12 protein-coding genes are annotated in these 15,450 nt (G+C 41.2%); 8 read left to right on the top strand and 4 right to left on the bottom strand.

Annotated features, from left to right (window positions below; translation table 11 throughout):
- Window positions 1-210 precede the first annotated feature (210 nt).
- On the top strand, window positions 211-1,638 hold the full coding sequence (gene radA, locus ACLL8Z_RS02895; protein ID WP_411273251.1) for a DNA repair protein RadA: 1,428 nt from the start codon (window positions 211-213) through the stop codon (window positions 1,636-1,638).
- Window positions 1,639-1,812: 174 nt separating this feature from the next.
- The gene (locus ACLL8Z_RS02890; protein ID WP_411273250.1) at window positions 1,813-2,301 is read left to right on the top strand and encodes a DUF4920 domain-containing protein; all 489 of its coding nucleotides are present in this window, start codon (window positions 1,813-1,815) and stop codon (window positions 2,299-2,301) included.
- Between the two features lie 130 nt (window positions 2,302-2,431).
- On the opposite strand, the gene ACLL8Z_RS02885 is transcribed toward ACLL8Z_RS02890, so the two are convergent.
- From ACLL8Z_RS02885 to carB, 4 genes are all read right to left on the bottom strand, one after another.
- Window positions 2,432-3,904, bottom strand: coding sequence for an arabinose isomerase (locus tag ACLL8Z_RS02885; RefSeq protein WP_411273249.1), 1,473 nt, complete (start codon window positions 3,902-3,904; stop codon window positions 2,432-2,434).
- A gap of 105 nt (window positions 3,905-4,009) precedes the next feature.
- Window positions 4,010-6,823, bottom strand: a complete 2,814-nt coding sequence (locus ACLL8Z_RS02880) for a glycosyl hydrolase (RefSeq protein WP_411273248.1) — start codon at window positions 6,821-6,823, stop codon at window positions 4,010-4,012.
- Window positions 6,824-7,199: 376 nt separating this feature from the next.
- Window positions 7,200-7,421, bottom strand: a complete 222-nt coding sequence (locus tag ACLL8Z_RS02875; protein ID WP_411273247.1) for an RNA polymerase sigma factor — start codon at window positions 7,419-7,421, stop codon at window positions 7,200-7,202.
- Between the two features lie 193 nt (window positions 7,422-7,614).
- Complete coding sequence (gene carB / locus ACLL8Z_RS02870) at window positions 7,615-10,431, bottom strand: carbamoyl-phosphate synthase large subunit (protein ID WP_411273246.1); 2,817 nt, start codon at window positions 10,429-10,431, stop codon at window positions 7,615-7,617.
- A 296-nt stretch (window positions 10,432-10,727) separates the two neighbouring features.
- Between carB and ACLL8Z_RS02865 the strand changes: the two genes are divergently transcribed.
- The 6 genes from ACLL8Z_RS02865 (at window position 10,728) to ACLL8Z_RS02840 (ending at window position 15,396) form a co-directional block, all read left to right on the top strand.
- Complete coding sequence (locus tag ACLL8Z_RS02865; RefSeq protein WP_411273245.1) at window positions 10,728-11,258, top strand: hypothetical protein; 531 nt, start codon at window positions 10,728-10,730, stop codon at window positions 11,256-11,258.
- A 75-nt stretch (window positions 11,259-11,333) separates the two neighbouring features.
- Entirely contained in the window at window positions 11,334-11,945 is a 612-nt protein-coding gene (gene pnuC / locus ACLL8Z_RS02860; protein WP_411273244.1) for a nicotinamide riboside transporter PnuC, read from the top strand.
- An 11-nt stretch (window positions 11,946-11,956) separates the two neighbouring features.
- On the top strand, window positions 11,957-12,493 hold the full coding sequence (locus tag ACLL8Z_RS02855) for an AAA family ATPase (RefSeq protein WP_411273243.1): 537 nt from the start codon (window positions 11,957-11,959) through the stop codon (window positions 12,491-12,493).
- Between the two features lie 513 nt (window positions 12,494-13,006).
- On the top strand, window positions 13,007-13,570 hold the full coding sequence (locus tag ACLL8Z_RS02850) for an RNA polymerase sigma factor (protein ID WP_411273242.1): 564 nt from the start codon (window positions 13,007-13,009) through the stop codon (window positions 13,568-13,570).
- Window positions 13,571-13,586: 16 nt separating this feature from the next.
- Window positions 13,587-14,156, top strand: a complete 570-nt coding sequence (locus tag ACLL8Z_RS02845; protein ID WP_411273241.1) for a hypothetical protein — start codon at window positions 13,587-13,589, stop codon at window positions 14,154-14,156.
- Entirely contained in the window at window positions 14,137-15,396 is a 1,260-nt protein-coding gene (locus ACLL8Z_RS02840; RefSeq protein ID WP_411273240.1) for a hypothetical protein, read from the top strand. Before ACLL8Z_RS02845 ends, ACLL8Z_RS02840 begins: the two co-directional genes overlap by 20 nt.
- Window positions 15,397-15,450: the final 54 nt, after the last annotated feature.

The raw sequence follows: 15,450 nt of genomic DNA, 5'->3' as shown, positions 1-15,450 counted from the left end.
AAGCCTACCTGTTTTTTTATTGGGGGGGGCTTGCTTTTAAAAAATCGGGAAAAAACATTCGATGAGAAGCATAAAAGCATATTATATTGAGATATCAATTTTAACCGGACACTAGTGATGAGAAAATTAGCAAATTAGTAAATGGGCAGGTGTTGAAACACGTCTTCACATTTACTAATTTTCACAGTCACTAATTTCCTAATTTAATACATGGCTAAAACCCGTACCGCCTATTTTTGCCAGAGTTGTGGCAATGAATCTGCCAAATGGCTGGGTAAATGTCCCTCATGCAATCAATGGAATACTTTCGTTGAGGAAATAATAGATAAAGGACACGTTTCAGTCCCTGATTGGAAAAGTGGATCTACAAGCACACAACGTTCAAATAAGCCTTCCGCCCTGCATGAAATTATTTATGCGGAAGAAAATCGCATAATCACTCCTGACAATGAGCTTAACAGGGTTCTGGGCGGCGGAATTGTTAGCGGATCAATTGTACTCATTGGAGGTGAACCGGGTATCGGCAAATCTACTTTAATGCTTCAGGTTGCTATCAACCTTCCGGGACTAAAAGTATTATATATCTCCGGAGAAGAAAGCGAACAGCAAATTAAAATGCGTGCGGAAAGACTTATAAATGTTCCCACAAAAAATGGAACAAAGTACGCCGGAGTACCCGACATTTATATTCTTACAGAAACATCGACTCAAAATATATTTAAACAAATCGAGATACTCGAACCTGACATTGTTGTGGTGGATTCAATTCAAACACTGCATTCCTCCCATATTGAATCTACGCCTGGCAGTGTGTCGCAGGTTAGAGAATGTACCGCTGAGCTTTTGCGATTTGCCAAAGAAAGTGGTACGCCTGTGTTCTTAATTGGGCATATTACTAAAGATGGAATGATCGCCGGACCAAAAATACTTGAACATATGGTCGACACGGTGTTGCAATTTGAAGGTGACAGACATCATGTTTATCGGATTTTAAGAGCTGTGAAAAATCGCTTTGGTTCCGCTTCTGAACTGGGAATATACGAGATGCTAGGCAGCGGACTTCGTGAGGTCTCTAACCCTTCAGAGATACTACTGTCACAAAGAGACGAACCTTTAAGTGGTATCACTATCTCGGTTATTTTGGAAGGCCTCAGACCCATGCTCATCGAAACCCAGGCACTCGTGAGTATTTCGGCTTACGGTACACCCCAGCGTTCTACCACAGGCTTTGATACCAAAAGAATGAATATGCTCCTCGCCGTTCTGGAAAAGAGATGCGGATTTAAACTCAGTACACAAGACGTATTTCTTAACATCGCCGGCGGACTCAGGGTTGAAGACCCTGCAATTGACCTGGCTGTTGTGGTCGCCATTATTTCATCTCATGAAGACATGCCCGTTGATTCAAAGGTGTGTTTTGCTGCCGAAGTTGGCCTGTCCGGTGAAATACGAGCCGTTAACCGTATAGAGCAACGCATCGCGGAAGCAGAAAAACTCGGTTTCGACAAAATATTTATTTCAAAATACAATTTGCCAGCTGGTAAAAAAGTTCATGATGGCTTTAACTGGAAAAAATATAAAATTGAAATAGTCACTGTGGCGAAGGTTGAAGAGGTGTTTCAGGCGTTGTTTGGATGAGGTCGGAGGTCGGATGGATTTCCAACACTCAAACCCATATCTTTTCCGCCCAGCTCCGACATCTGACTTCCGACATCTGACTTCCGACCTCAGTCTTCCGACATCCAACTAATCTTCAACACTTTATCTTAAATCACAATTATTTTTATGAGATTTGTAAAAACTAATAATAAAATGAAAAGAATTCTGCTTTCCGTAATTGTACTTTCTATTTTTGCCGCTTGCAATTCAACGGCTACAACCGAGTTGCACTCTCCCGAAAATTTTAAAGCAAAAGCTATTTACGGCGACTCTGTTTTGGACGATAATGTAATCCAGCTTGCTGCAGTTACCACTGCAATGAGGGGCGAATCAAAACAGAACATGAAAATCAGAGGAAAAGTTGAGGAAGTTTGCCAGGAAAAAGGATGTTGGATGACAATGATTATGGCGGATGGTCAGGCAATGCGCATTACATTCAAGGATTACAAATTCTTTGTTCCCAAAGACTTGTCAGGTAAAGAAGTTATCGTTGATGGATATGCATATGTAGATACAACTTCAGTTAAGCAACTTCAGCATTATGCAAAGGATGGAGGCAAAAGCGAAGCCGAAATCGCCGCAATAGTAAGCCCGAAGCCCGGGATTTCATTTGAGGCAAAGGGGGTGGCGGTGGTTAATTAAAGGATTAGAAAATCAAGAGCCAAGAAGAAAGTCATGAGGTAGGATTCTTCTGTTGATACCATGTTTGTGGTGATAAGTGAGGATATTTTAATAATGGTATCGCATTTTGTGTTATTGATAAAACTAATCCTCAGCAAACTTGCATCACTTCTATATTTAATAACTGCCCCAGCTTTTCAATTTTCGAGTGAATATGGCCTACCCCAACGGCGCAATGATGGGCCGGTCCCTGTGCATTCCATTTGTTGACAAAATTGCGAGCCCCAATCTGGAATTTATATCGGCTGTTTGTATTACCAATTTCTAAAATTGATCCTTGTACTGATTCACCTTCTGCTACCAAAAGCATCAACTTTCCACCAATCTTTTCTACAACCGAAAGCAGTGTTACCGGGCCATTCTTTACAGACATTTCTACTGAAAGACCGCTACCGACCTTACCGTGATACACGTACAATGGACGAACTTTTGTTTTGCCTTGAGCAATAGCTATGTGGCCGGGTCCATCATGCCCCATTAATACCACATCATCTTTAAAATCCATCGCATAATATTCGGTAAAGGAGCCACCCGCTCCAAAGGAATCCATGATCTTCATCGCCTGCACGTTCTTTATTTCATACTCACCCGCAATCGGTACGCCTTTAGCAGTAAGTAAGGAATTTCCCAAAATGATGGAGGAAATCGCTTCTTCGTTTTCCATGTTTCCGGTTCCTTTATAATAATATGCCATAGAACCTAACTTATACTGCTCTACCAATCTTTCTAAAGCTACCGACGTAATGGCAGATTTTTTCAGTTCTTCTACAGAGCACTCCTCCTGCACATCAAAAGTTTTATAAAATAATTTAATGCGATCCGTCACTTCCTGGGTGCCTACTTCTTTCCGCAGGCTTGCTAATTCCTCTACTTCTATTAACTCTATATGTCCACCAAAATGGGCATACTGCTGGGTGAGATCCGTATAAATATCAAGCATGCCGCTGTAGTAATGACCCATACAGCCCAAACGATTATAAGCCATTATATTTGCAACTTCAGCTGCTTGTACCCACTCGGTTATTTCATTCCAGCACTCTGGGTCATCGTGCAATACGCCGGTAATTTGATGGAACTTAATGCCGACTCTATTAAACACATTGGCTATTTCCGGCACCGGGCACGCGGAACAAAAGGCAAGCCATTCGCCAGTCATCTTAGTGCGGTCGGTCATAGCATTAAACGAGGCGTAATCAATAGCCGCCTCGGGCGACAGGTTTAAAATAATTACCGGCACCTTCGCCCGTTGCACTACCGGCAGTACGGTGGAGGACAGAGCATAAGTAGTAGCGTATAAAAAGATTAGATCCACATCCTCCGTTTTAAACATCCTGCCTGCCTGGAAGGCTTTATCAGCGGTGTCTACCAAGCCTGCGTTTACCACCGATGGATGAATTTTAGAAAGTTTTTGCTCCACTATATTTAAGTAACCTTCCAGCCGTTCTTTCAAACCCGCAAACTGGGGCCAGTACGTATCCAGTCCGATACCGAATAAACCGATTTTTAAGTTAGAACTATTTGCCCGATTGCCGTTTAATTGAACCGAAGTGTCTTTTGAGTGCATGGTACTTTCTATTAAGTCGCTGCCTTAAGATGCAATTATAAATTTTTATTCGTTCAATCAGCTAAAAGACAATAATCCCCCGAATTCATCCTTGAAAATGAACATTTACTTACTCAATTCGAGCAACCTTACCGGCCCCAGCAATCCCGAAGGCAACAATTGCCAGTCTGGTTTTACGGTTATGTTGGTTTTCGTAAAACGCTCATTTTGAGATTTATCCCGGTCGCCAATTAGGCGATTACGCCATGTATTTACTAATTCTATTTCTAAAGTGTTTCCTTTTTCTTTCAATAAACCTTTCACTGAAACTTGATATGGCGGACACCATAAAATACCTAAATCTTTGCCATTAACTTTCACTTTGGCAATTCCTACATCCTTTACAACGCCCAGATCGAGAACTCTGGCTTCTGTTAAAGGAGCGTTTAAGTCAAATTTAGTTTTGTAAACTGCTTTGCCAGAATAGAATTTGATTCCTTCTTCCGGCCGATCTGTCCAACTTACTAGTTTATCAAATGTTACAGATTTTGGACCTCCCCATTTTGGGTCAAAATTTACTTCCCAGGGGTTATTTATTTCTTGTATTGGCTTATAAACAAAAGAATTATTTTCTATTTTTTCGCTTTTATTTAATGGAATTGCATTTCTGAAAACCACAAAAGTGGAGCCATTCGGATTGAAAGATAAATCAACAAATGTTCTGCCGTTTTCCTGATAAAAACTGCTTGCCGGACGAATTTCTCCCGTAACAGCATCCCACAATTCTGGTTGTCTTCCAGTGATCCTAAAAGCGGCGGTTAATTGAACAGGAGTTTTATTTTGGTTACTGATGAAATAATAATCTATATTTTCAGCGGTTCGGTGAATGTAATCAAAGGTTTTTCCTTCGGGTTTATTGATAAATTCGCAATCCGGTTTGATTCCCTTAATTCTTAAAGTTTCCGTAGCCGACAATGGGCGAATGCGATTCTTGCCAGCGTCCCATAATTTGGATGCAATTTCTGCTCTTTCTTTTTCAGCTTCCAAACCTCCTACTAAACTTGCTGTTGTTAATGGTTTCTCGCCGATAACCGTTGCCCCGTTTTCTACTAATTCTTTTACTTTCTGCAATGCTTTCAATGATAAAACTTGGTGATCCGGCAATGCTAAAACTTCATAATTTACGCCGTGCGGAAGATATATTTTACCATTTTTTACTGATAATTCAAATAATTTATCCTCGTTGATGAGGTCATAATCATAGTCAGGCAGAGCCTTGGCCGGGTCATCATCTTTGTATCGTCCAATGTTCGGAACATGGTCGCCGTAATAATATAACACGTCGGCTTGGGATGTGCCTGTTTGCATTAAATATTGGATTCGAGTCAAATACGTAATAAATGCAGTTGAATAATCCCACCAAGTTACATTTGGATTGAAGTGGGTTCCTGCAAAATACTCCTGTCCGGGCAAGCCCATCTCCTTTGGCGAACTTGTAAACGTATGTAAATACACGAGATTTAAACCGGCGCAAAATTCATGGTCGGCAGATGGTTTCATATCTTCCCAAATCACGTCGTTCCAATGCGGGCCAATGGTTGTAAAGGATTCAGCACCAACTAATTTTTTATCGAAAATCTTGGCGGCACTTGCAGCTTGCTTCACAAAAAAGCGGTCAATATCTTTGGAGCGATGCGGTGATGGCGACCAAAATTCAGACATCATGATTTCTGAATGTCCATAATTTTTGAGTCCATCAAAAGGCCCCGCGTGTGGTCCCGCTGATTCGGGTTGTATACCCATGCCATATTTTTTAGACCTCTCGGCAAATACCCGGTAATGATTATCTGAAATACAATCACTTAATGTTTTTCTTAAGTCCGTTAAAAAACGATTACTGGTTTCCCGATTTTCAATGATTTTTCCTGCTAAAATGGGTAAATAAGGGATTGGATCATACCCTCTGCGTTTCGCGAATTCAGCTTCAAAATTATCTGACCAATTCATACCACCCGCCTCAAAACTATCGGTTTGCAGAAACCGCAACGTTTTTCCTGCCTTATTCCCAATCATTTTCAACAAAGGCTCAACATGAGTATCCCAGTAACGATTGAAATGTATTTCGCTGGTGTAATCAATTACTCTGCCTTGCCATTTTCCACTTGCTGTAGAAACTTCTGCGCCTGTTGTCGAATAACCAAAACGAATAACTGTCCACTCGCCCGCTGGAGCATCCCATTCTAAAAAACCATTTTCGACTTTACCTGACAGGTTCAAAACCTGATTTAAGGTAGCATCTTCTTCGCTCTGAGTAGCGGGAATATCTGTTAATAGCGGTCGCGTTTCCGGTACTGACCATCCAACTTCTTTGGTTGCTGCTTTATTTTGAAAATCGCGGATAGGCTGACGATTGGGAAAGTTTTTGGTCGGAATTGCCAGCAATACAATGTCTTTATAAAAACCGTCATGCCCTTTGGGATTCGGCAAATTTTGTCGGATTTTACGCCCACCTTGAATTTTTATTTCTGAAAAAACAACTTGTTTGGCAGCTTCGGCAGGCGTAATATCCGGTCCGCCCAAATTCCAGCCACTTTGAATACTTAGCGACATAACCAAACCCAAGCGGTCTGCCTCGTTGATGGCATGCATATAAAGCTCTCGCCAAGCTGGCGATCCCCAAAGTGGCCCTTCTGGAACATTTCCGTTACCTCGCTGATTCTGTCCACCCGCATCAAAAATACATGCTCCACTAAATCCCTTTGCTTTCATTTCCTCCAAATCTCTCGTAATGGCTTCTTTAGTGACATTTCCATTCAGCCACCACCACCAACAACGAATACCATATTCTGAGGGAGGGTTTTGGAAAGTTTTCTCTGAGATTTGAGCAAAAACGTTACCCCCAAAGAAAAGTAAAAAGACTATTTTGATTACTATTTTCATGGGAATATAATTGTTTTATTTAGGTGATGACGGCTGTTTTATGATACCAAGTAAAAGACGGCTCCTCTTTGAAAGAAGTCGTCTTTAAAAGTAACGGGTTAATTATTTCGTTATCTGGGTCTCTCTGAAAGGATAAGGAAATACTAGACTTATAGCCGCAAATGAGTTTGGTAAATTCTAACTTTTCAATGCTTTCTCCGACGCAGCATGGCCTGTCATAATCGTTGCGGCTTGTCCGGTACGAACCAAATGGAACCAACGATACTGATCTCGGCATCCAAGACATAATCATCATTAAGTTCATCAAAATTATTACATTTTTTTGTTCACGATAAATACGGAATCTTATCGCGGTAAATAGGTATGATTTTACAGATTATGCATGGCTTATATTTTCTCTGCGTTTCCATAAATTATAAAAAACATCCTGAATACAATCCTTCACAAAATCCTGATCCTTGCTTAACCGTATCGCATATATAAACATGGGTGTAAAATAACGCTGGATAATGGTGGTGTAAGCATCCTGGTCGCCCGCTTTGAAGTTCGACCACAATTGCTGGTCGCTATCATGGATCTTCGCACTTTGTTTGGGCATGTATAAATTAGCTTCTAAATCAAATCTAACAATAAATTAATCAGATTAAATGTTCAGCTTTTGGAAATGCATGGAGTAGCAGATCGGATATTAAAGTACGCTACTCGCAGAAAAACAGGCATAAGAATAAAGATTAACGAGCCAAGATCAAGACACAAAACGAAAATATTTCTTTGGTCTTGGCTTTTTTTTCTTACTTAGATAAGTACATCGATTTCTCCTTGTACAAATGCCTGAAATAAGGATCTTCCAAATCTTTGATAAACCTAATGGATTCGCCGGTTGATTTCATTTCTGGTCCTAATTGCTTCTCCACTTCCGGGAATTTATCAAAGGAAAATACAGGCTCTTTAATAGCAAACCCTTTCAATTTCCGTTCAATAGTAAAGTCTTTTAGTTTCTTGACCCCCAACATGATCTTAGCAGCAATGTTAATATAGGGAACATCATATGCTTTTGCTATAAAAGGAACTGTCCGTGAAGCGCGGGGGTTTGCTTCGATAACATAGACTTTATTATCTTTAATAGCAAACTGAATATTCAGCAGGCCGCGAACATTTAAGGCTCTGGCAATTCTCTTGGTGTATTCAGTCATGTCGTTGATGACACTCTCCGGTAAACTGAAAGGAGGCAATACCGCAAATGAATCTCCTGAGTGTATCCCAGCGGGTTCAATATGTTCCATTAAGCCAATAATATGAACGTCTTCTCCATCACTTATTGAATCTGATTCAGTTTCTTCGGCCCGATCCAGGAAATGGTCAATCAGGACACGGTTTCCAGGCAGGTTTTTTAATAATTTAACTACTGCCTTCTCTAGATCTTCATCATTGATTACAATGCTCATTCCTTGTCCGCCAAGCACGTAACTTGGGCGCACTAATACCGGATACCCTACTTTATGAGCAACCTCAAGTGCTTCTTCCGCACTTTGTGCGACACCGTAGAGCGGGTAAGGGATATTCATATCCTTCAGAAGATCAGAGAAGCGTCCGCGATCTTCTGCTATATCCATATTGTCATATGAAGTTCCGATGATTTTTATGCCATTTTCATGAAGCTTTTGAGCCATCTTTAGAGCGGTTTGCCCGCCGAGCTGGACAATTACCCCTTCAGGTTTTTCAAGTTCTATGATCTCTCTCACGTGCTCCCAGAACACCGGTTCAAAATATAGCTTATCAGCCATATTGAAGTCGGTGGATACAGTTTCAGGATTACAGTTGATCATAATCGCTTCATAACCAGATTCTTTGGCAGCAAGTAAGCCATGAACACATGAATAATCAAATTCTATTCCCTGACCAATACGATTTGGTCCGGAACCCAGAACAATTATTTTCTTTTTGTCACTTACAATAGATTCGTTTTCGTCCTCAAACGTTGAATAATAATATGGGGTTTTTGCAGGAAACTCGGCTGCACAGGTGTCCACCATTTTATAGACACGCTTTATGTTTAATTCTTTACGTCGATTGTAAACTTCTTCTTCGGTGACATTTCCCAACAGCCATGCTATCTGTGCATCAGCATAACCTTTTTGCTTCAGATTAATGAAGAAGTCCGTTGGAATATTGCCAAGGGAATAACGTTTTAGTTCGGCTTCCAGATTAACCAGCTCCATAATCTGTACCAGGAACCATTTATCGATATGGGTGATTTTCCGGATTGACTCCAAAGGAACCCCAAGGCTCATTGCATCTTTTATGTGGAAAACCCTGTCCCAGCTCGGATGTTCAAGGCTATACATGATCTCCTCCAGATTCCTGCTTTGGCGGCCATCAGCGCCTAGGCCGAGTCGGTTGGTTTCCAAACTCTGACAGGCTTTTTGCAATGCCTCAATAAAAGTGCGACCGATTGCCATCACCTCACCTACTGATTTCATCTGCAGGCCCAATTGTGTATTAGCTCCCTTAAACTTGTCAAAATTCCATCTAGGAACCTTTACAATTACATAATCAAGGGTTGGTTCAAAATAAGCAGAAGTGGTTTTGGTAATCTGATTTTCCAGCTCATCGAGGTTGTAGCCAATAGCTAGTTTTGCAGCGATTTTAGCGATTGGGTAGCCTGTTGCCTTTGATGCAAGGGCCGAAGAACGTGAAACTCTAGGATTTATCTCAATTGCGATTATATCTTCTGTGGCAGGGTCAACTGAGAACTGTACGTTACAACCGCCTGCGAAATTTCCGATGGCACGCAACATCTTTATTGCCTGGTTTCTCATATCCTGGTAACATCTGTCGCTGAGGGTCATCGCAGGAGCTACCGTGATGGAATCGCCAGTGTGGATTCCCATGGGGTCAAAGTTCTCTATCGAACAGATAATGATTACGTTGTCGTTTCCATCACGTAGTAATTCAAGCTCGAACTCTTTCCAACCAATTACGGCCTTTTCAACGAGAACTTCGTGTGTTGGCGATGCCTGCAGTCCGCGGCTTAATGCCTGGTCAAAATCTTCTTTCTTGTGGACAATTCCGCCTCCCGAACCTCCAAGGGTGTACGATGGTCTGATAACCAAGGGATAGCCAATTTCCTGTGCAGCCTCTTTTCCTTCGAGAAAAGAGTTGGCAATCTTAGACTTAGCCACCCCAATCCCAATCTCTACCATCAGCTTCCTGAATTCTTCGCGATTTTCTGTTTTTTCGATAGCGGCCGTATCTACACCAATGATACGTACATCATACTTTTCCCAGAGTCCTCTTTCTTCTGCTTCAATACACAGATTTAACGCAGTTTGGCCTCCCATGGTCGGAAGAACGGCATCAATTTTTTGCTCGATCAGAATCTGTTCAATACTTTCGCAGTTTAGAGGCAAAAGATACACATGATCAGCAATAACCTTATCCGTCATAATGGTGGCAGGGTTAGAGTTGATAATAAAAACCTTAATGCCTTCATCTTTTAATGAAAGCGCTGCTTGCGAACCTGCATAATCAAATTCGCATGCCTGGCCAATGATTATTGGACCTGAACCGATAATTAGGACTGAATGGATTGAAGTGTCTAATGGCATAGTAGTTTTTGGTGCTTTTTAGCGACTCTGCAAAACGAGATTACTATCCTGTGGAAAAAAAATCCCGGCTGTTTCGTCGGGATGCAAAGCTATATATTTTTATATATTTATCAGAGGAATTGGGAATAAATCGACGGCAAAGATTGGATTATTCACCTGACAGTGAAAGGGTCATATAAAGATTTAGGCTGTGTGTGGAAGTTCAGTATAATTTTTAGAGTATTGGAACGTATTTTGCATGAAAATTACTTCGGGTTCATCTCGCACGTGCAGGATGATAATCAAACTATATTCAGATGAAAAAAATATTATTATCCCTTACTGTCATAGCCAGTATTATGACAGGATGCGCAACTGTACAATCAATTGTACGTTCGTCATTTCCGTACACAGCAACATTGTTGGTACCGGGTTCTAGCAGGATTAACACTACACTTTCTTCGACCAGCCAAGCCAGCAGTTTTGATCAGATATTTACCGGCCAAGGTTCGAATACCGACGCAATAAAAGATGTTCGAATAGCTTCAGCAAGGATTGATGCGACCAGTCCATCCGGCCAGAATATGGGCGCATTCAAGACCATTCGGATGTATATTTCCAGAGGAGACAGCTCATCAGAGGTGATGGTGGCCTCGAGAGACGATATTGGAACTTCGGTTGGAAGCAGTATTATGCTCGACATCGACAATTCAAAGTTGCTTGATGATTACATCAGGGGAGCCACTGTAAGGGTTAGAATGGAATATATTTTGAGAAATTCGCTCACAGCGGATGTGAGTTTGAAAGCAAGCTTAGGATTTAGCGTGGCGCCGAATACGAATAGGTAGAATTAGGGTTCATAGGATTAGGTCTGGAACGGCGTTAGGGGGTGGATTCAAAGCACAAAATCCTATCTTTGATCAATGATCCTTTTATCTATTACGGACACTATCTCTGATTGGTTCAAAAGCCAGAACCTTCTTGAAACTTCCGGTGTAATAACCGGAATTCTATGCGTGTATCTTGCAGCTAAGAACAAGATATGGAGCTGGCCATTCGCAATTGTTAGCGTGATCATTTACATTTTCATCTTTTGGGATGCAAAGCTGTATGCTGATATGGGTCTGCAGGGTTATTTTCTGATTATGAATTTTTACGGCTGGTATTTCTGGAGCCGGAGAGAGAAAGACGAAAAAACGCCGGTTACTTCGATCACCACCAGGGAGATGGTCTTTTCAATTATTGGAATAATAGCCTTTACCGCCGGTCTTGGATTTTTCCTCTACAAGGGTACTGATGCGTCGTTTCCGTTTATTGATAGCTTCTGTACTGCCTGCAGTATTGTAGCCCAAATATTTCTCGCACGTAAGGTCATGGAAAACTGGTTGATCTGGATTTTTGTGGATGTGATTTATGTAGGAGTGTACATTGTAAAAGATCTCCATTTAACTGCTGGAATGTATACCTTGTACATCTTCATAGCCGCCTTGGGTTACCTCGAGTGGCGGAAAGAATATCGCATGGCCAAAGCTTGACAAACTGGATCATGAAGACGGAAACCTCTATAAAAAAGATAGCCATCGTCGGACCAGAATCAACGGGTAAGTCCACAATTTCGGCCCAGCTTGCTGATTATTTCCAAAGTGTTTGGGTTCCGGAGTATGCCCGGGAATATTGCGCTGCATTAACGGCACCCTGCACCAGGCAGGATGAGATAAATATGTTCCGCGGCCAGTTGGAACTTGAAACACAAATACTCCCGCAAGCCAATAAGATCCTCATCTGCGATACAACATTTATTACCGTTAAGATATGGAGCGACCACATGTTCGGCGAATCCCCCAGAGAAGTAATAGATGAATTACCCAAACACCCCTACGATCTTTATCTGCTTATGGATATTAATCTTCCCTGGCAGGAAGACCCGCTTCGCGATTTTCCGCACATGCGGGAGCATTTCATGGAAGTGTGGCACAACGAGTTGAAAGCGCTGGATGCTACTTACTATGTAATTTCGGGCTCGAATAAAGAGAGATTGGATAATGCCATTGAAAAGATCGATAGTTTTTTAGCAAGAAGTTAGACTGCCTGATCGTCAGCCTCCAATATGACCAGAGCGTAAGTACACCCTTGTTATACCTTTTTTATATCGCTATAAGGTCCCTATAAGGACGCTAAAAGGTCGGTATAAAGTCGCTGTAAGGATATATAGACCAGGAATAATGACTAATATTCAGAACTCGGAATTGCTGAGACAGTGTTTAGTCCGGGTTAGCGATCGGAGTGGAAATCATTTTTTGCGAAGCAAAAAATATTGCAACGAAGAGCGCGGCGCCGCCCCACGGCGCAACCCCCAAATGGTAATTAGTAAATTAGGGTAAATTCGAAAATCAGCAAATGAAACTAGTGACCTTGTGGCATAGTAAACTACCATCCGAAGTTGTACTTCTACATACACAATTTGACTTTAAAAGAGAACCTATATATGTCAAAATCACCAATTAACAAAAAATCAGTATATTATATAGTATTTAGTAACCCCTCATGCAACGCCGGTAAAATACCCGCGTCTATTAAATAAGAAAAGCGTAAAAATTTGGAAGCTGTTTACGTAGATCAGCATTTTGACCTTGTTGTCGAGTGCAGAAATGGTAGTAGAAAGGCACATAATGATCTGTACAAACTCTATTCCAGAGCCATGTACAACATTGCTATGCGCATTGTAAACAATGAGGTTGAAGCGGCAGATGTTTTGCAGGAAGCATTTATAGACGCATTCGGACGAATTGGTGATTTCAGGCAGGAAACAACATTCGGCTTGTGGATGAAACAAATAGTGATCAACAAATCGATCAGTCAGCTGCGTAAGCGGAAGATGGATCTGATTTCCATTGATGACACAGACGCTGAAGCCATTCCTGATACAGAAATGCCTGATAATGAAGAATTGGAATTGCAGGTGCGGCAGGTAAGAGCGGCTATCCAGCAGCTTCCGGATGGTTACCGCGTAGTACTGACACTGTACCTGCTAGAAGGTTATGATCATGAAGAGATTTCGCACATTCTGCGGATCAGCGAGAATACGTCGAGGACACAGTTTATGAGGGCAAGAAGGAAACTTGTGGAAATATTGAAGACCCAGGGAATAAGTTACAACTAATTTTTAAGGATAAGTGATGAAAGACAGATTGGAAAATTTTATAAGGGAGAATAAAAAAGAATTCGACCAGTTTGATACGCCAGCGCCGTTATGGGATAAGATAGCGAAACAGCTTGATGAGAAAGGTATAAATTCTTCACCTGCTGTTGTTAAGAAAGAAAAAGTAGTGCGTTTGAGCTTTTTGCTAAAAGTTGCGGCCACAATAATCATTGTTTTAGGGGTTGGATTTTGGGGCTATCACTACCAGAAAACAGAATATGCCGATCTGAGCAATATCGATCCGCAGCTAGCCAGGCAGCAGATTCACTATGCCTCATTAATCGAAACTAAACGTATCGAGCTAAAACAGATTGAAAAGGAAGAGCCGCAATTATACAGTGAATTTTCTTCGGAGATCCGGAAGATGGATGCAAGTTATCAGAAGTTAAAAAGTGATTTGCCGGGTAGCCCGAATCAGGAAGAAACAGTGAAGGCGATGATCAGGAATCTACAGATACAGACGGAACTGCTTAATCAACAGCTCAGTATTATTCAACAGATTAATAATGTTAAAAAGGAACAAAATAATGAAACACAACGGATCTAAAGAAGTGTCGCTCCTCGTTGTCTGCTTTCTTTTTGGAAGCGTGGCCTATGGGCAGACCGACGCAAAAGCCGAAAGGAACACTACAATAAGGATTGATACCCGGAACATATCTAATGAAATATCAAGTCTGTTTAGAACAGTGGCCTTTGAGATCATGAAAATCGATTTTGAAAAGGTAGGAGCTGCAATAGGGACAGTGGCCGAAGAAGTTGGCCGTGAGGTACAGAATATAGAACGCGAAGTTGGCGATATTGAAATAATCATCACTAACAGAACAAATGGGGATCATCCTGAGCCAGAAGCTGGATATATTGGAACCGCCGAAAAGACACGAATGATCAGCAAAACTTATTCTGTTGACAGAAATGACAAATTTGCTATAAACAATCAGTTCGGACGTGTAGTTATTCATACCTGGGCAAAGAATGAAATTAAAGTAGATGTCGAAGTGAAAGCTTTTGAAGCAAGCGACGGTGATGCTGCTAAGTTGCTGGAAACTGTAAATATTACAGATACTCGATTGAACAATGTGATAAGTTTTAAGACGACTTTTGAAAAAACGTCTATGAATATTTGGTCACGTGTAAAGAATGGCAAAGAAGAGCGTCGGGGAGTGCAAGTGAATTATGAGATCTATATGCCTGCCAAGAATGCCCTTGACATTACAAATCGTTATGGAAGCACTGTTGTGCCTGATTTTGCTGGTCCGGTAAATATCAGCAGTTCCTATGGTTCACTAACTTCAGGCAAATTGGACAATCCGGCTAACCAGGTCAAAGTGAGCTACGGCTCGGCCACTATGTCGGATTATGCAAACGGTAATTTAGCCGTAAGCTATGGTAGTCTTAAACTTGCGAACGCAGATAAAGTTAATGCAACCATAAAATACAGTGGGGCAAAAATCACCAAACTATCCAACGGAGGAAATTTTGAGTTGTCGTATGCCGGAGGTTTTAAAATTGATGAGGTAGATAAGAACGTTAAAAATCTTAATATCAATTCGTCTTATTCCGGAGTTACCCTCGGAATAGACGAAAATGCAGATATTGATTTTGATGTTACTGTAAGCTACGCGGGGTTTAACTATGATAATCAGAAAATGAATTTAGTTACTCAATTGACTGATGCGGATAAATCGAAGTCGTGGAGTCCAACAAAAAATTATAAAGGAAGCATGGGGAGAGGTTCCGACTCTAAAATAACCATAAAATCAAACTACGGTGGAGTTAAATTCTTATAAATTCTGATGGTTCGAATTAAAATTAAACCTTCCGGAACTTCCGGGAGGTTTTTT

The sequence above is a fragment of the Daejeonella sp. genome, from assembly GCF_046590655.1.
Taxonomy (GTDB): domain Bacteria; phylum Bacteroidota; class Bacteroidia; order Sphingobacteriales; family Sphingobacteriaceae; genus Daejeonella.
This window is presented reverse-complemented; position numbering and strand designations above follow the sequence as displayed.